Source organism: uncultured Aliivibrio sp. (genome assembly GCF_946479765.1).
Taxonomy (GTDB): domain Bacteria; phylum Pseudomonadota; class Gammaproteobacteria; order Enterobacterales; family Vibrionaceae; genus Aliivibrio.
Map to the genome: position 1 here is coordinate 1 of NZ_CAMLHO010000038.1, position 17,056 is coordinate 17,056.

Below are 17,056 nucleotides of genomic sequence, written 5' to 3' on the forward strand. Positions count from 1 at the left end.
AAACACTCAAGATCGCCATTTATTAGAGGCCTACTACACAAACGTATATACTAATTATCAATAATGATTTTATAGCGCTAACCAAAGTAGTACCAAGGTAGGTTATTCTGGTTAGTGTTATGCTAAAAACGGCATCTAAGAAGAGTGAATATGAATACAATTGAAAGAATACAAAACAATTTAGATAATTTCAGTAAGTCAGAACGCAAAGTTGCTGAAGTTATTATGGCATCGCCACAAACGGCCATTCACTCTAGCATTGCTACCTTAGCTAAAATGGCTGACGTAAGTGAGCCTACCGTTAACCGTTTTTGTCGTCGCTTAGATACTAAAGGCTTTCCCGATTTTAAACTTCATTTGGCTCAAAGCTTAGCGAATGGTACACCTTATGTGAACCGTAACGTTGAAGAAAATGACGGGCCAGATGCTTACACGCATAAGATTTTTGAATCGACAATGGCATGCTTAGATGTGGCAAAAAATAGCCTAGATTCAATGCAAATTAATCGCGCTGTTGATTTATTAACTCAAGCAAAGAAAATCTCATTTTTTGGTCTTGGCGCTTCCGCTTCTGTTGCTCATGATGCTATGAACAAGTTCTTTCGTTTTAATATTCCAATTACTTGTTTTGATGATATCGTTATGCAACGCATGAGTTGCATTAACAGTACTGAAAATGACGTAGTGGTATTAATCTCTCATACTGGTCGCACAAAGAGTCTAGTCGAGATAGCAGAATTAGCGAGATCAAACGGCGCAACTGTTATCGCAATCACAGCGAAAGATTCTCCTCTTGAAAAAATGGCATCGCTTGCGATTTGCTTAGATGTTCCTGAAGACACTGATGTTTATATGCCAATGGCAAGCCGTGTTGTACAAATGACGGTCATTGATGTCTTAGCGACTGGCTTTACGCTACGTAGAGGTGCCGGTTTTAGAGATAATTTAAAACGCGTGAAAGAAGCACTTAAAGATTCCCGTTATGAAAAAGACAGCTCACACTGATCTTTTCTAACCTCCTAATTTATCCTAAGAACTGGCTTATATGCTGGTTCTTTTTTATAAGCTGTATTAATTTTTATTCGTTTTACTCCCTTTCATAAACAAACAAACTAACCGATAGGTTTTAGCTATTGATCAAAGAGATAAAACCATCTTTACTTTGCTTATTTCAACAGGCATAGTGTACCTATTGATTGCGAGTAATACGCATCCCTTACTATTTGGAGTTACATTATGTTTGTTGTTATTTTTGGTCGTCCTGGTTGTCCATTCTGTGTTCGTGCAAAAGAACATGCTGAAACACTAAAAGCAAAGCGTGAAGATTTTAACTACCGCTATGTTGATATTCATGCAGAAGGGATCTCAAAAGCTGATCTAGAAAAAACAGTCGGTAAGCCAGTTGATACTGTTCCTCAAATCTTTATCGACCAAGATCACATCGGTGGCTGCACAGAATTTGAAGCGTATGCAAAAGAAAACCTTGGTCTTTTTGATTAATCAATAGCCAACATCAATGCATTTTAAATCATCACTTTTAAGTGGTGATTTTTTTTCATTTTATTTATAAATATGGTTATGCATTCGCCATTTTTAAGTTAGACTTGCATCACATTTTCTTCTTCCATATTTCAGGCAAAATACAGTGAACATTGATGTTGCGACCTTGTTATCGCAAAATGATATCTTACTTTTATTCGTTGTTCTCGCTCTCGGCTTATTTATCGCTAAAGTTAAAATCGGTAGCTTTCAATTAGGCAGTTCTATTGGTGTTCTTATCACCGCCCTCTTTATGGGAAGTATCGGTTATACCTTTACCGCAGACTCACTCAATATTGGTTTCATGCTGTTTATATTTTGTGTCGGTATTGAAGCTGGCCCAAACTTCTTTGGTATTTTCCTCCGTGATGGTAAACACTATTTACTACTGGTATTAGTCGTCCTTATCTCTGCGGTTTCTCTCAGTTTCTTAATCGATCATTACTTTCAGTTAGATTACGGTCTTTCTACCGGAATGATGGCAGGAGCACTTACCGCTACTCCAGTATTAGTGGGAGCTAAAGATGCGTTAAATTCTGGTTTAGTCGTTTTGCCTGAAGGTGTTGATTTCAGTAAAGTGATTGATAATCTTAGTGTCGGTTATGCCTTCTCGTATTTGATCGGTTTAACCAGTCTAATTTTATTAGCGCGTTTATTACCACGGTTACAAAAACAGAACCTACAAGACAGTGCGATGCAAATAGCGCAAGAACGAGGTATTGGTAGTGCAGGGCAACGAAAAGTCTACCTACCAATTATTCGAGCTTATCGTGTTGGACAAGAGCTAATTGATTGGACTGATGGTAAAAACCTGCGTGAGCTAGGTATACACCGTCAAACCGGTTGTCATATTGAACGTATACGTCGTAATGGTATTCTCGCTAACCCTGATGGCGACTACATCTTGCAACAAAGTGATGAAATTGCATTAGTAGGTTACCCAGATAGCCATGCGCGTTTGGATCCAAGCTTTAGAAATGGTAAAGAAGTCTTTGACCGTAATCTATTAGATTTGCGTATTGCTGAAGAAGAAATCGTTGTAAAGAACGATAATATTGCAGGAAAACGTCTTTCAGAACTCAACCTTTCTGAATACGGCTGCTTCTTAAACCGTGTAGTTCGAGCGCAAATTGAAATGCCAATTGAGCATGATATCGTGCTAGCTAAAGGAGATATTCTTCAAGTTAGTGGTGAAAAAAGCAAAGTTCACCATATTGCCGATAAGATTGGTTTTATCTCAATTCATAGCCAGGTTTCAGATTTATTAGCTTTCTGTAGCTTCTTTATTCTTGGCATTATGTTCGGGATGATAACAATGAGCTTTGGGCAGGTTACTTTTGGGTTAGGTAATGCGGTTGGCTTATTGATCTCAGGTATCACATTAGGTTTTTTAAGAGCTAACCACCCTACTTTTGGTTACGTACCTCAAGGTGCGCTTAATATGACTAAGAACCTTGGTTTACTGGTTTTCATGGTCGGGATTGGTCTGAGTGCTGGTGGAAACATTAATGAGTACTTCTCAGAAGATGGTTTAAAAGTATTAGCAGCGGCTCTAATTGTCAGTGTTGTTCCTGTTATTCTCGCCTATATTGTTGGTGCTTATATTTTAAATATGAACCGTGCGCTGTTGATAGGTGCGATTATTGGTGCTCGTACTTGTGGTCCTGCAATGGATGTAGTGAATGAGCATGCTCGTAGTACCATTCCTGCACTTGGTTATGCAGGTACTTATGCGATTGCCAATATCCTAATGACCGTAGCTGGCACCATTATGATCTTACTAGCTAATTAATTTATAGACAATAAAAACCCCAGAATGATAATGCACTCAGGGGTTTTATTTTGTCTTCTATTTACTGCTTATAACAATGCTATTAGTTAGATATCAGCAACATCAAACTCAACCATTGGGTTCACGTCAGCATCATAATCAACACCATCAACGCCAAAACCAAACAGTTTTAAGAACTCTTCTTTATATTCAACATAGTCGGTTAAGTCTTTTAAGTTCTCAGTTGTTACTTGAGGCCATAGCTCACGACAATGTTTCTGGATATCTTCACGAAGTTCCCAATCATCCAAACGTAGACGATTTTGATCATCCACTTCAGGTGCCGAACCATCTTCTCTGTATAGACGCTGGCTGAACATACGTAGGATTTGCTCTTGGCAACCTTCATGAACACCTTCTTCACGCATTTTCTTAAATACCATTGCGATATAAAGAGGCATTACCGGAATTGCAGAACTTGCTTGAGTTACCACAGATTTAAGTACTGCTACGTTTGCTGTACCGCCAGTTACAGATAGTTTTTCGTTTAGCACTGTCGCTGCACGATCTAAATCCATCTTAGCTTTACCTAACGCGCCATCCCAGTAGATAGGCCATGTTAACTCAGTACCGATGTAGCTATAAGCAACCGTCTTACAACCATCAGCCAGAACGCCCGCATCAGATAATGCGTTCATCCATAATTCCCAATCTTCACCACCCATTACGGTAACAGTGTCTTGGATCTCTTGCTCTGTCGCTGGTTCAACCGACGCTTCAATGATCGCATCTTTATTGGTATCAACCGCAGTTGCTGTATATGTATTACCAATTGGTTTAAGTGAAGAACGGATCACTTCACCTGTTTCTGGCATTTTACGCACTGGAGATGCCAGAGAGTAAACCACCATATCAATCTGACCTAAGTCTTCTTTAATTAAATCGATTGTTTTCTGCTTTGCTTCATTAGAGAAAGCATCACCATTTAAACTCTTAGAGTAAAGGCCTTCTTCTTTAGCAAACTTGTCAAATGCAGCAGAGTTATACCAACCTGCTGTACCTGTTTTTTTCTCAGTTGCTGCTTTTTCAAAGAAAACACCAATAGTTGACGCGCCGCCACCGAATGCCGCAGTAATACGAGAAGAAAGACCATAGCCGCTTGAAGAACCAACAACCAATACACGCTTTGGTGCATTAGCAATTTGGCCTTGTGATTTAGTCAGGGCAATTTGTTCTTTCACGTTGTGCTCACAACCAACAGGGTGAGTGGTTGTACAAATGAATCCACGAATTCTAGGTTTGATGATCATATTCAACTTTCCTTTTAATAATTACCTTCTAGAATAAAAGGTTCTTATCCAGTTCGCATCCCATTTATGACAATTTTTGTCAAAATAGTGAGTGGTTGGAGGTGTCAGAGTATATTTTAAGAAAAAAATGGAATTACCTTCACTTTTTTTGAACTATCTAAGTAAAGTGAAGTCTGATGTTATGTTCATAATTCCACTGCTTTTTCTTGATTAATTCAAGCAACCCGTTATCTCGCTAATATTTAGCGATTATAGATAACGGGTTTTTCTTTATTCGGTCGCCGTAAATTCATGTTATAAAAAACAAATAAAATTCGTTATTTATTTTGAACTAATCCAAAAATCGCTAGTCTGATTTAGTACCCGTTGATAGAGAACGACTAGAATTTAGCAGGCCGCCAAATTTTACCTTATCAACACTGCAATACTTTTTCATAATTCCTTATATTCCTTTGCCCATTCACATTTGTCTGGGCTTTTTTTTGTCTGAAATTAGGCTATTCTTCAGATAAAAAAACACCCCGTATCAAACGAGGTGTTTTATATTTAACTCAATGTTTTATTTAAGCTTCAGCATTCGCTTTCTTTGGAAGAGATATACTCAATAGCAAGTAACCAATAACCGCCGCTAATGTCGAGCCCATCAAAATACCAAGGCGAGCAAGCTTATCAAACTCAGGGTTCGCACTACCAAATGCCAACGATGAGATAAAGATCGACATGGTAAAGCCGATGCCACAAAGGACTGAAACTGCAAAGATATGCTTCATGTTAACCCCTGTAGGCAGCTTAGCAATTCCTGATTTCACCGCAAGGTAACTAAAGCTGAAGATACCTAGTGGTTTACCAAGGAACAGACCTAATGCAACACCTAATGGTAACGTGGTTGTTAAGCTGTCTAATGATACACCTTCTAATGATATACCAGCATTGGCAAATGCAAATAACGGTAAGATACCAAATGCTACATATGGGTGTAATGCATGTTCCATATGTTTTAGAGGTGAACGCTCGCCTTTGTTTCCTTTTAGAGGAATAGCGAAACCTAGTACAACACCCGCTAACGTAGCATGAACTCCAGATTGCAAAACACTAACCCACAAAATAAAGCCAACTAATAAATACCAACGAATTTTAGATACATGCTTTGAGTTAAGTAGGAATAAAATTCCTGTCATTACAAAGCCAATCACAAGCGCGAGTACTGATAAATCACTGGTGTAGAAGAAAGCGATAATAACAACAACACCTAGGTCATCAATGATTGCAAGCGCCAATAAAAATACTTTTAAGCTTACAGGTACTCGATTACCAAGTAATGCCATGATACCTAGAGCAAAAGCAATATCAGTTGCAGCAGGAATCGCCCAACCAGAAAGTGCTTCTGGATCACCCATATTAAAGGCAACATAAACTAACGCAGGTGCAAGCATACCACCGACCGCTGCAATCGCAGGGAAGATAGCTGTTTCTTTCGACTTTAGTGCGCCTTCAAGTAATTCACGTTTAACTTCTAGGCCAATCAAAAGAAAGAATACAGCCATTAAGCCGTCATTAATCCAATGAGAAACAGACATGCCACCAATGTAGGTATGTAAAAAAGTATCGTACATTGGAGCAAAAGAAGAGTTGGCAACCATCATCGCAATTGCAGCCGCAATCACTAATAGAATCCCACCGGCAGATTCTAGTTTAAAAAAATTCTTAATAACATCACTCATAAGATGCCCTTTACTTATAATAATTGGTTTATTGAAACGAATAATAAATTCTACCCGTTGTTCTAGATCAATAATAATCGCTTGTTCAGAGACAACACATCGGAAAAACCGATGCATTGGCAGTTATACTCTGTTTTATTCGCAACGAATACATTTTTGTTACTTAATAACCTGTTAATTGCATAAAACCTGTTACTTGATGTGAACCCGTAGTTGTTATTGGACCTTGCCAATATGGGATTAATGTATCAAGCCACTGCTCGTTTCTTACTACCTGAGTGGTTAAATTAAGATTATAGCTTGGTGCATTTATGATCCATTGGAGGGGAAGTTTTCGCCCATTCTTAAGCTGACGAGCTGGCAATGTTTGTAACGTAAAATCATTTTCAGTCAATAAAGAATAATCACCATTTTTATACAATAGAGCCCCATAACGATAAGGCGCTTGATCTTTATGGCGATATTGAGCAATAAGCAATTTACGTTTTCGATCCAAATTGATAATAAACCAATCTCGACCTTGTTCGTACTCATCTAAGAATCCACTCGCCCATTCATGCTCTAAAATGGCCTTACCTGAAATTGTATATGCTCTATTATCTAAAGTGAGGTTTCCGCGCACAGTCAAAAATGGAAAGATATATTCATAAGAAGCTACAGGTATTAAATCGTGTTTTCTTGAATACCCTTTATCACCTAATGGAATTGGCTTATCGTTTGAATTAATAGAAAGCTTTAATGAAAAATCGTCAGAAGCTGCTGATAACAAACCAGGAAATGGATTACGCCCAAAACTGCTCCATTGCCAATCATCAATCCACATTCTATATGGCCTTTGAGTTACCCCTGCTTGACCTATCCCACCTCGCGCTAAACGCTCTCCAACCCATTTACCATTCTTAGTCGTAATAATCAATTTAGCTATATATAAGCGAGGATCTAACCAACCTCTAGTTTCCCTATCATCACTTGATATACGAAAAATAGTCCACTGAATACCAATACTATTGCCTTCTTGGTCAACCGCATTCACCGTCATCATCCATTTTTCATGCTGAAAATTAGAATGTTCACCAAAGTCTTTAGGAAAGTTTAATTGCGTATCAGGTAAAACAGGATCAAAAAAAGCATGGTTAGATTGAGAAAGAATGGCGTTTACTTCATTGCTCCCTTCAGTATCAACATCCTTCCAGTTGAAATAATAAGCAATCGCTAATCCCAAGATAAACACAAAAATAAAAAGAGATATTTTAAGACTAATTTTCTTAACATCATTTTGCTGCATCACAACGATTCCCTTAGTGAGATGATAGCTTGTCGTCTTGTTACTCTCCATACCGTTGCTGCACCTGCAACCGTCAATGCTAATAACGTCCATGAAAAAGTCATCAAATATTCTCTTGGAAAGTAATTAATATCCATAGTCCAACCAAAAGAGAACTTCATAACAATATCAATAAGCAATTGAGATAGAACAATACCTAACGGTAAAGCAATTAAAATAGTAAATAGCCCAATAATAAGGAGCTGTAATCCCCCCAGTAAAATTAACTCTTTGCCTGATAAGCCTAAACAACGTAACAACGCCGTTTGCCGCTGACGAGAAATCTCACCGACTAAGGTCGCAAAAAACAGACCACACACCGCAATGACAAGTGTTAAATTACCCAGAGTTCCTGTCACTATAAAAGTACGATCAAACACTTTCATGGCTTTAACTTGAATATTATTATTATCGTTTATTTGTTCAATAGGCAGACGGAATTGCTTTAAGGTGCGACCAATTAACTCAGTCCGCTTATCACTGTTATTTAATACAACACCAATCCCTATTTTACCCTGCCCACTAAACACTTTTAGCCAAGCACTGTGGGGAAGTAATAACTGATTGTATGGATTACCATAATCATAATAAACGCCTGAGATTAACCAATTATCCCCCATAGGAGCAGGTAAATCTAAATAGTCGCCCGGTTTAAAATTCCATTTCAACGCCATTGACTCACTAATTAATAGACTACGAGAATGATGGAGCCCATACCAAAACTCAGGTACCGCTACTTTCATGGTAAGCGCTTTCTTTTCACCAAGACTAGAACCCGTACTCAGTATTTCTAAATTTCCATATTCGGTTTGATAATCAGTTTTCCATTGTCGCCAAACTGACTCTACTTCTGGTTGTTTTTCTAACCAGTAACTGATCCGACTGGCAGACGATTTATTAGGTTCAATATAAATATCTGCTGCTAGACGTTGTTCCAACCAATTGTTAGTTGTAGCTCTGAAGCTACCAACCATGGTTTCAACCCCAATATTGGATGCTAACGCCAACATAAAAGCCATTGCAGCAACACCACGGTAACTCAAGCTTGCTGCTGAATCAGAAAAGAACCAACGTGCTTTTGCTGATGGCAGTCGATAGGATAGCCAATCGAAAAATTTCCAAATAATAAACGGAGTCAATAAGCCTACGCTGATCATTAAAAATCCGATCAACATAAATCCACTTTCATGGCTATGAGGTAATAAGTTAATTAAATAGGCAGCAACACAAAATACACCAGCAATAATGGCTTGCACTTCAAATTCTTTACCTGCAAAACGAGCAAGGGATAAACGCGCCGTTAAACGAATCGGTTCAATACTCAATAAGCGGTAAAGGGGCCAACCACAAGCTAGAACACACCCTAAAACAGCCAGCCAAAGACTTTGATAACTCCAATTCCAGCTCCAGGTAATCAATAAATCTACATCAGCACTGTATAATGAATATAAGCTATTTGACACGGTTGGCATTAACTTATTTGCCAGCACTAAACCAAATACATTACCACTTACCCAGCCAATGAAGACCCATAAGATAACCTCAAGACTCATTGCGGCAATCAACTCTTTAGTTGAAACCCCAATTTGCCTTAGTGTTCCAACTAATGGTTGGCGCTGAATAAAAGAAAGAGACATCGCTTGGTAGAAAATGAATAACCCCACCACGAAAGAAAGCATACCCATTGCCAATAAATTAGTATGAAACGCCTTAGTCAGTGCGGTTAAACCAAATTCTTTATGTATTTCTAGATGCAAACCTCTTGGCAGCATTCTTTCTAATCGTTCTTTTTTATTGTCCGACATCTCACCACAAAGCACGATATCAAAACCAGCTTTGTGCCCCAACATTTTTGTTAGTGCGATATCAGAAAAAATCCTAGAGCCCGATAGACGCTGTTCCTTATCAATAATAACAGGACCAATACTCGATTGATTCTGTAGATCTATATAATCACCATCATCAAGATCAAAATAAGACGCTAAAGGTTGGCTCACTAAAACAGGAAATGGCGGACGCATTAACGCCAGCATATCGTCTGTTTTAGCGACACTGTTAACTGAGATCTGCATCAAAGCAACCGGATCAATACCAACCACCGAAATATTAATATCGTCTTTGGTTTCTAGATGGATAGTTTGCACTGGCATACAATTGGTGTAACCAGCACGGCGTAAATTAATATAGAACGCCTGAGGAATAGCCATATTATCTTGAATGGCACGAATACGATTAGGAAAAGGATTTGAAAATAATTTTTCGCCTGCGCTATAACTACTTTTAGCATGGTCATTAATGGCTAATACACCAACAAGGAGTGAAACACCTAATGTTAACCCGAGCCATACTAAAAATATTTGCAATGGATGTCGACGGTAGTGTCCAAGAAGCGCTTTAGCTACCGGAAATAACATTTAATCGCCCTCCTTGAAGCTTCACTAGTCCATCCATATGATCCGCAACTTTCTCGCTGTGAGTCACCAATAATAAGGTACAGTGAAGATCACGAGATAGACGAGTAAGTAAGCGCATTACTGCTTCTGCATTTTTCTCATCTAAACTTCCAGTCGGTTCATCAGCCAACAATAACTTAGGTTCCATATATAAGGCACGAGCAATCGCAGCACGTTGTTGCTGTCCACCGGAGATTTCTTCAGGGTAGCGACCTAATAAAGGCATAAGATCTAATGCTGAAATAATTTGACGCCACAGCGCACCATCATCTCGTAGCCCTTTTAATTGGCGACAAAAACGAATGTTATCCGCAATAGTTAAGGTAGGAAGAAGATTAAACTGTTGAAAAACAAGACCAATATTATTTCTACGATAAGAAGTACGAGAGCCTTGTTTTGGCGAATGCATAGAAAAGCCAGCAATATCTATTTCACCGCTGTCTACACTATCTAAGCCTGCAATCAGATTTAAAAGAGTACTTTTGCCTGAGCCACTTTCGCCCATTAATGCAATTTGAGCGCCTTGCTCAATTGTTAATTCTGCCCCTTGAAGGATTGGATGAAACTCGCCACCATCCAAATAACCCTTATTCAGGTTTATCAGTTTTAACATATACCCTCTCAACGATTTTTGTGATATCGGTGACAGAATTTACACTATAACCCTTCTTGCATAAAGCTTTTTATAGTCACAGTCTCGCCTTGTTACTGATACCACACAAAAACCAATATTTTGTTACGTATCTACCCGATTTTTAATCCATTTTTTGATTTCATTAGATAAATTTAACCAAACTATTGAGAGACAATATCTTAGTGCAAACAGACATGGAAGAACCTTAAATAAACAACAAATTAACTTTTTGCACTACACAAGATCCATTAGGTATATGTCAACAACTTGTACTAGAATCAAAACGTAATTAATATTTACATTCACAAGGTAAGGGAGCAATCTTGAATAAAAAAAGTACAATCCTAATCGTTGGTGCCTCAGGGTATGTTGGCTCACAATTAATCCCACAATTACTACAGCAAGGGCATAAGGTAATTGCTTGCGCTCGTAATATTGACTACCTACTTGATAGGGTTGTTGATCATCCAAATTTGCAATGTAATTACCTTGATTTAGAAGATGCAGATTCGATTCTTCCATTAATGGAACATTGTGATATTGCCTATTTCTTAGTTCATGGTATGTCGCATGGCCATGATTTTATTGACTATGAAGTCTCCCTTGCTGAAAACTTTAAAACTGCCGCAGAACAATCGTCTCTAACCAAGATAATTTATTTAAGCGCATTGCAGCCAGAAGGCTACCAATCTCAACACTTACTTGCCCGTAAGAAAACAGGTGAATTACTACGTTCAACAGGCATACCGACTATAGAGATCAACTCAGGAATAATCATTGGAACAGGATCTGCTGCTTTTGAAATTATGACCGATTTTGTTAATCATTTTCCGTTATTAATTTGCCCTATTTGGATTAACTCACAAGCAAACCCCATTGCGATAGAAAACCTTAATTATTATCTCATCCAATGCATTGACTATCCGCTCACTGAATCCATCACCTTTGAAGCGGGCGGGCCTGAAACGGTCAGTTACCACTCACTATTTCATCTCATTGCTCAGCGTAATCACCGTTCAATTAAAATTATTCCAACACGCTTTATTAGTCCGGGATTTGCAGGATTATGGCTAGGTGTTGTAACGTCTGTTCCCTCTGATTTAGGCCGGGCCCTACTCGCAGGAATAGACCATGACTTAATCGCTGATAACACCAAAATACAAGATGCCTTTCCTCAACCATTACTCTCTCTGCCTGAAGCAATAAACAGCGCCCAAGAAACCAATGACGAGACAATAAAAACTGAAATATGGGGCTTTGACCCAAGCGCCTTAAAACGTTGGCGATCCGATTATGGTTTTTACCCAAAGCAAGCAGGCGCAAGTTTTACCACCACTGCATCAGCCCAACAGCTTTGGGCTGTCATTGAACGCTTAGGCAGTAAAGAAGGCTATTTCTTTGCTAACGCGCTATGGCGAACCAGAGAATGGTTAGATCCTTTACTAGGCGGATCGTTTCCAATCAGAAGAAGACCAGAATCAGGTAAAGTTCAATTAGGCGATTATATTGACTCATGGAAAGTGATCCGCTGCGAAGAGAACAAATTCTTATCATTACTTTTTGGAATGACAGCGCCGGGATTAGGACGATTAGAGTTTTCAATTAAGGACATTGACAAGCATCATCGTCAGTTAGATGTTCGTGCTTGGTGGCATCCAAAAGGATTCTGGGGATTGATGTATTGGTTTGCTATGTTCCCTGCTCATCTGTTTATTTTTAAAGGCATGGTAAAAGCTATTTGTAAAAAAGCAGAACAAGAACACGAATAGAAATAAGAGATGAAATAGAGAAAACACAAAAAATCAGCATAAAAAAGCGCAGACTAACTGCGCTTTTAGCTATTTACGAAGAGACTAACTCTATTATTTTTTCACATTAAATGAAAACGGAGTCTCACCTAATTGGATACCATGATTATTTGGATAGATTAGATATTCACCATGATATTTAACTTTTGATTTGTAATCCGAACGCTTATGTACCATCAAACCGTGCTCAAAAGCCGATTCAACAAACTCATGATGATTACCACGAACATAACAAGTTAGCGGCTTCACAAGAAGTTGATTTTCAGCATCATCACCTTCAAAGCACGATGCTAATTGTGTCGCACAGATAATTAACGAATGATCACCATCTGAGAATAAAGAGGCTTTTGCTAACACTTCAAAATCTGTGGTTACACACCACTCTTGCTCTTCAAGTGATTCACACCACGCCATTAATCCTGACTTTGTAATCGGCACTACTGTCTCAACAGGAGCTAGTGCAGCGTATAAACGAGAGTAATGCTCAAAGCGAACAGGTAATTGTGTTCCCGTTCCTTTAGTGCGGCCTTCTTTCTGCCAAGTTTGCAGATCTTTTACTACACAACGAGAAAAACGCTGTGATTTAATCGCAGTGGTCACCCAACGGATCAAAAAGTGATTTGCACTTACCGGGTTTTTAGGTAAGCGTCCGCTGTCCTTACTTACTTGTAAGTCAGCGAGAGCTTCATTAATTACTTTTTGAATTTCTTGATAATAATTCACTGTGTTTGTCTCTTTACTCATTTACGCTTTACGTCCAAAAACAAAATAACAACCAAAAGATAAGATAGAGCATGCTGCCATGGAACTCACCATAGGCCAAGCAGAATCAGCAGGAAACATCGCAATACCGACACCAACAAGGGAGCCAGTACCGAATCTTAATGTACCCGCTAATGATGATGCCGTTCCTGCCATTTTGGGGTAGTGGCTCAATAACAGCCCCATAGTATTACTACCTATCGTTGAAATACAACCAACAAATAACACCACAGGAACCACGGTTCCCCATAAACCCCAATTCAATAACTGACCTATCATCATTAATACGCCAGCAAACAATTGAATTGAAAGACCGAATTTAATCATATTATGTGAACCCATTCTCTTAACCATACGACCATTAATCGTGGTCATTACAATTAAGAAAACAACGTTCAAACCAAACAGGTAGCCAAAGTTAGAAACACTGACACCATAAATATCGATATAGACAAACGATCCTGCCGTTAAAAATGAAAACATCCCAGCAAAAGAAAAAGCACCCGAAAAAATTAAACCAAGAGATACTGGGTTTTTAAATAATGAACGGTAGTTTCTTAACGAAGTACGCAAGTTAAATGGAGAACGATTTTCTTCTGCAAGTGTTTCAGGAATTCGCCACAGTATTGCAAAAATAATAAGGACTGCAAAAATAGCCAATAACCAAAAAATTGAACGCCAGCCAAACCAGACCGCCATGTGTCCACCAATCATAGGAGCTACCAATGGGGCTACCGTCATTACAAGCGTAATAAACGCCATCATGCGGGCAAAATCTTCTTTGTTAAACATATCACGAACAATAGCTTGCACTACCACGGCTGATGCAGCACCCGCAACGCCTTGCAATACGCGGATATACATTAATGATTCAATACCATCCACTTGAGCACCAATAACCGCACAAAGTGCAAACAGCACAGTACCTATAATTAATACTGGTCGTCGCCCATAACTATCAGCAAGTGGACCATGTATTAATTGGGCAATAGCAAAACCTGCCGTATAAGCGGTTAATGTCATTTGAACAGAGCCAGCTGATACACCAAGATCTGCCGCTATACTTGGCATTGCTGGGACATACATATCAATAGCAAGTGGGGTTAGCGCTGAAATCGCACCTAAAATAACGATCAACAAGATACTTAATGTGGGTGATTCAAGGGGATTGGTGGCAGTTGATGACATAGGGCAAGAAACCAAGCAATAGTTAGAAACAGGATAGGACTAATAATATTATCACGCCCTAGTTACAACATGCTTTTTATATTCGAATTCTTTGCAATAATTTACAAAAAAGCGGTGTAGCATTACTGCCACACCGCTTTTCTCACTCACTGATAAACAGTGTGAATTATTTACTAATAACCGCTTCTGCTTCTTCAGCAGTTAGATAACGATATTCACCAGGTTCTAGTGAGTAATCTAAACCTAAACCACCAATTTGAGAACGGTGTAAGCCTTCAACTTTATTACCTAAAGCAGCAAACATACGTTTCACTTGATGATACTTGCCTTCTTGGATAGTTAATAGAAGCTCGTTTTCGTCTTCATTTACAATTTCCATTGTTGCAGGCATCGTCAAACCAGTTTCGCTCTTCAGCTGAATGCCTTCCGCTAATTGCTCAGCGTAATCAGCACCAATTGGCTCATCAAGCCATACTCGGTATGTTTTAGAGCACTTACGCTTTGGTGACGTAATTTTATGTGACCATTGGCCATCATCAGTAATTAGCACTAAACCTGTCGTATCAACATCAAGGCGACCCGCAAAATGTAATTTATCTACATTCACTTCATCTAATAATGTTAACGCCGATGGATGCGTGCTGTCTTCATGAGAACACACATAGCCATCTGGCTTAAATAGCATAATATAACGAGGACCATGGAATTTAAGCTCACGGCCATCCAACTCAACGGTTGAATCATCCGTTACTTTTACTGAAGTAACTTTTGTTTTTACGCCATTAACAGTGATGTTACCACTTTTAACAATTCGAGTAGCTTCGCTACGGGTAGCACCTAATGTTTCGCACAAAAATTTATCTAAACGCATGAGAACCTCATTTCAATATTCTGCCGCATTATACCAAAACCACTTAAAGATGCGAGTAACCATAAACAATTAATGCCCTCCAGCCTCGATTGACCCTGGATTCGAATTCGATTTAACAAAAAACATCATAAATGCAGCAAAACCTAAGAAACACGTCATCATGAAAAACACATCATTATACGCCATGATTGCCGCGTCTCTTTGCATCGTCATGCTTAATGACGCTTTAGCTTGTAACATCGCCGTTGCAGGATCGCTCCCTTTTGACACAAACATGGCAGCACTTTGTTGTAAGTGATGCCACCCATCCGTACTTACCGTAGTTAAGGTTTCTTTGATATGTCCCAAGTGTTCGCGGGTTTTGTTATCCAACAGTGTCGCAATAAACGCAATACTGAACGCACCACCCAAGTTACGCAGTACATTGGTAATCGTTGAGGCATCGGCCACTTGATGTTTTTGGATCTCTTCCATCGCCACTAATGACAGCGGCACCATAATAAATGGGCTACCAATAGCACGCAGTAGCATAGAAAAAATCAATTGGTCGCCACCAAAATCATAACTCATGTGTGTATTTACAAAGCAGCTAATACCGAACATTGAAAAACCAAAAAACACCAGATACTTGGCTTTAATAATCTGAGTTAACTTAGGGACTAATGGGAAAATTAACAACTGCGGAAAGCCCATCCACATTAGTACTTCACCAATTTCTAATGAGTTATAGCCCTGAATTTGGATCATATACATAGGCAGTACGTAAATTGACCCAAGTAATGCCATTCCTAAAATTAAATAGGCAACACACGACATGGCAAACTGACTTTGTTTAAGCAGCCGCAAATTTACTAACGGATTTTTATGCTGTAGTTCATTGATCACAAAATAAATCAAACTGATGGCAGAGATAATCGACAAGGTAATAATAAAACTAGAACTAAACCACTCTTCTCTATTTCCTTCTTCTAAAACCACTTCTAAACAACCCAACCCGATTGCCATAGTCGTAATGCCAAACCAATCAGCTTTGATCAAGCTGTCTAATCGTAATGGTTCATCATCAAGACCATAGTTCACCATAAAAATAAGCGCGATAGCTGGTGGGATATTGATATAGAAAATGTAATGCCACGAAAAGTTTTCCGTTAACCAACCGCCTAATGTTGGGCCAATTGATGGAGCAAACGTCGCAGTCACCCCAAAGAGAGCCATCCCCACCGCACGTTTATTTAACGGTAATAATTGAACAACAAGAGAAAACGCCAAAGGAATTAACGCACCACCACTAAAACCTTGGATCGCACGAAAGACAATCATCGATCCCATGCTCCAAGAGAGTGAGCATAAGACTGACGCCACCGCAAAAATAATGGTGGTCCACGTTAAATACCGACGCTTACCAATCGCGACCGATAGCCAACCACTTAATGGGATGGCGATCATTTCAGCCACAAGGTATGAGGTAGAGATCCATGAACTTTCATCCATCGTTGCCGATAAAGCACCTTGAATATCTTTTAGAGACGAGTTGGTGATCTGAATATCCAGAATCGCCATAAAGGCACCAAGCAAGCCACCGAACAGAGCTATCCAATGACGTCTTGGGATCTCTGGCTCTATCGGTGTATCCGCTAAGTTATTTTGATTTGTGGCTGTTAATTCTTGAGTCATG

At 39.1% G+C, this 17,056-nt stretch carries 13 protein-coding genes; 4 read left to right on the forward strand and 9 right to left on the reverse strand.

All coding sequences use genetic code 11. The features are described from left to right. Nucleotides 1-150 precede the first annotated feature (150 nt). The 3 genes from Q1K78_RS13350 (at nucleotide 151) to Q1K78_RS13360 (ending at nucleotide 3,331) form a co-directional block, all read left to right on the forward strand. Nucleotides 151-1,005: a MurR/RpiR family transcriptional regulator gene (locus Q1K78_RS13350; RefSeq protein WP_300179665.1), complete on the forward strand. Its 855-nt coding sequence runs from the start codon at nucleotides 151-153 to the stop codon at nucleotides 1,003-1,005. Between the two features lie 231 nt (nucleotides 1,006-1,236). Then, nucleotides 1,237-1,500: a GrxA family glutaredoxin gene (locus Q1K78_RS13355; protein ID WP_012550576.1), complete on the forward strand. Its 264-nt coding sequence runs from the start codon at nucleotides 1,237-1,239 to the stop codon at nucleotides 1,498-1,500. Nucleotides 1,501-1,645: 145 nt separating this feature from the next. Next, on the forward strand, nucleotides 1,646-3,331 hold the full coding sequence (locus Q1K78_RS13360) for an aspartate:alanine antiporter (RefSeq protein ID WP_300179671.1): 1,686 nt from the start codon (nucleotides 1,646-1,648) through the stop codon (nucleotides 3,329-3,331). A gap of 86 nt (nucleotides 3,332-3,417) precedes the next feature. Here Q1K78_RS13360 and fabV read toward each other — a convergent pair whose 3' ends face one another. The 5 genes from fabV to Q1K78_RS13385 form a co-directional block, all read right to left on the reverse strand. Next, entirely contained in the window at nucleotides 3,418-4,620 is a 1,203-nt protein-coding gene (gene fabV, locus Q1K78_RS13365) for an enoyl-ACP reductase FabV (protein WP_300179674.1), read from the reverse strand. A 563-nt stretch (nucleotides 4,621-5,183) separates the two neighbouring features. Further along, nucleotides 5,184-6,341: a Na+/H+ antiporter NhaA gene (gene nhaA, locus Q1K78_RS13370; RefSeq protein ID WP_300179677.1), complete on the reverse strand. Its 1,158-nt coding sequence runs from the start codon at nucleotides 6,339-6,341 to the stop codon at nucleotides 5,184-5,186. Nucleotides 6,342-6,504: 163 nt separating this feature from the next. Then, on the reverse strand, nucleotides 6,505-7,626 hold the full coding sequence (locus Q1K78_RS13375; protein ID WP_300179728.1) for a lipocalin-like domain-containing protein: 1,122 nt from the start codon (nucleotides 7,624-7,626) through the stop codon (nucleotides 6,505-6,507). Beyond that, the gene (locus Q1K78_RS13380; protein ID WP_300179679.1) at nucleotides 7,626-10,079 is read right to left on the reverse strand and encodes an ABC transporter permease; all 2,454 of its coding nucleotides are present in this window, start codon (nucleotides 10,077-10,079) and stop codon (nucleotides 7,626-7,628) included. Before Q1K78_RS13380 ends, Q1K78_RS13375 begins: the two co-directional genes overlap by 1 nt. Beyond that, a complete protein-coding gene (locus Q1K78_RS13385; RefSeq protein WP_300179682.1) occupies nucleotides 10,060-10,731 on the reverse strand; it encodes an ABC transporter ATP-binding protein in 672 nt (223 codons plus the stop codon). The genes Q1K78_RS13380 and Q1K78_RS13385 overlap by 20 nt, the downstream gene beginning before the upstream one ends. 344 nt (nucleotides 10,732-11,075) lie before the next feature. Here Q1K78_RS13385 and Q1K78_RS13390 point away from each other — a divergent pair, with 344 nt between their 5' ends. Continuing rightward, nucleotides 11,076-12,521, forward strand: a complete 1,446-nt coding sequence (locus Q1K78_RS13390; RefSeq protein WP_300179685.1) for a DUF2867 domain-containing protein — start codon at nucleotides 11,076-11,078, stop codon at nucleotides 12,519-12,521. Nucleotides 12,522-12,614: 93 nt separating this feature from the next. Here the strand turns inward: Q1K78_RS13390 and Q1K78_RS13395 are convergent, their stop codons facing one another. The 4 genes from Q1K78_RS13395 to Q1K78_RS13410 form a co-directional block, all read right to left on the reverse strand. Then, nucleotides 12,615-13,304, reverse strand: coding sequence for a DUF2913 family protein (locus Q1K78_RS13395; protein ID WP_300179687.1), 690 nt, complete (start codon nucleotides 13,302-13,304; stop codon nucleotides 12,615-12,617). Beyond that, nucleotides 13,305-14,510, reverse strand: a complete 1,206-nt coding sequence (locus Q1K78_RS13400) for a Bcr/CflA family multidrug efflux MFS transporter (protein WP_300179690.1) — start codon at nucleotides 14,508-14,510, stop codon at nucleotides 13,305-13,307. Nucleotides 14,511-14,676: 166 nt separating this feature from the next. Continuing rightward, a complete protein-coding gene (gene rsuA, locus Q1K78_RS13405; protein ID WP_300179693.1) occupies nucleotides 14,677-15,381 on the reverse strand; it encodes a 16S rRNA pseudouridine(516) synthase RsuA in 705 nt (234 codons plus the stop codon). 69 nt (nucleotides 15,382-15,450) lie between these two features. Then, nucleotides 15,451-17,055, reverse strand: coding sequence for a DHA2 family efflux MFS transporter permease subunit (locus tag Q1K78_RS13410; protein ID WP_300179696.1), 1,605 nt, complete (start codon nucleotides 17,053-17,055; stop codon nucleotides 15,451-15,453). Nucleotide 17,056: the final 1 nt, after the last annotated feature.

Excerpts from the sequence above, each read along its gene's own strand:
- Q1K78_RS13350 (WP_300179665.1), top strand. The coding sequence starts at position 151 with ATGAATACAATTGAAAGAATACAAAACAATTTAGATAATTTCAGTAAG.
- Q1K78_RS13355 (WP_012550576.1), top strand. The coding sequence starts at position 1,237 with ATGTTTGTTGTTATTTTTGGTCGTCCTGGTTGTCCATTCTGTGTTCGT.
- fabV (WP_300179674.1), bottom strand. The coding sequence starts at position 4,620 with ATGATCATCAAACCTAGAATTCGTGGATTCATTTGTACAACCACTCAC.
- nhaA (WP_300179677.1), bottom strand. The coding sequence starts at position 6,341 with ATGAGTGATGTTATTAAGAATTTTTTTAAACTAGAATCTGCCGGTGGG.
- Q1K78_RS13375 (WP_300179728.1), bottom strand. The coding sequence starts at position 7,626 with ATGCAGCAAAATGATGTTAAGAAAATTAGTCTTAAAATATCTCTTTTT.
- Q1K78_RS13380 (WP_300179679.1), bottom strand. The coding sequence starts at position 10,079 with ATGTTATTTCCGGTAGCTAAAGCGCTTCTTGGACACTACCGTCGACAT.
- Q1K78_RS13385 (WP_300179682.1), bottom strand. The coding sequence starts at position 10,731 with ATGTTAAAACTGATAAACCTGAATAAGGGTTATTTGGATGGTGGCGAG.
- Q1K78_RS13395 (WP_300179687.1), bottom strand. The coding sequence starts at position 13,304 with ATGAGTAAAGAGACAAACACAGTGAATTATTATCAAGAAATTCAAAAA.
- Q1K78_RS13400 (WP_300179690.1), bottom strand. The coding sequence starts at position 14,510 with ATGTCATCAACTGCCACCAATCCCCTTGAATCACCCACATTAAGTATC.
- rsuA (WP_300179693.1), bottom strand. The coding sequence starts at position 15,381 with ATGCGTTTAGATAAATTTTTGTGCGAAACATTAGGTGCTACCCGTAGC.
- Q1K78_RS13410 (WP_300179696.1), bottom strand. The coding sequence starts at position 17,055 with ATGACTCAAGAATTAACAGCCACAAATCAAAATAACTTAGCGGATACA.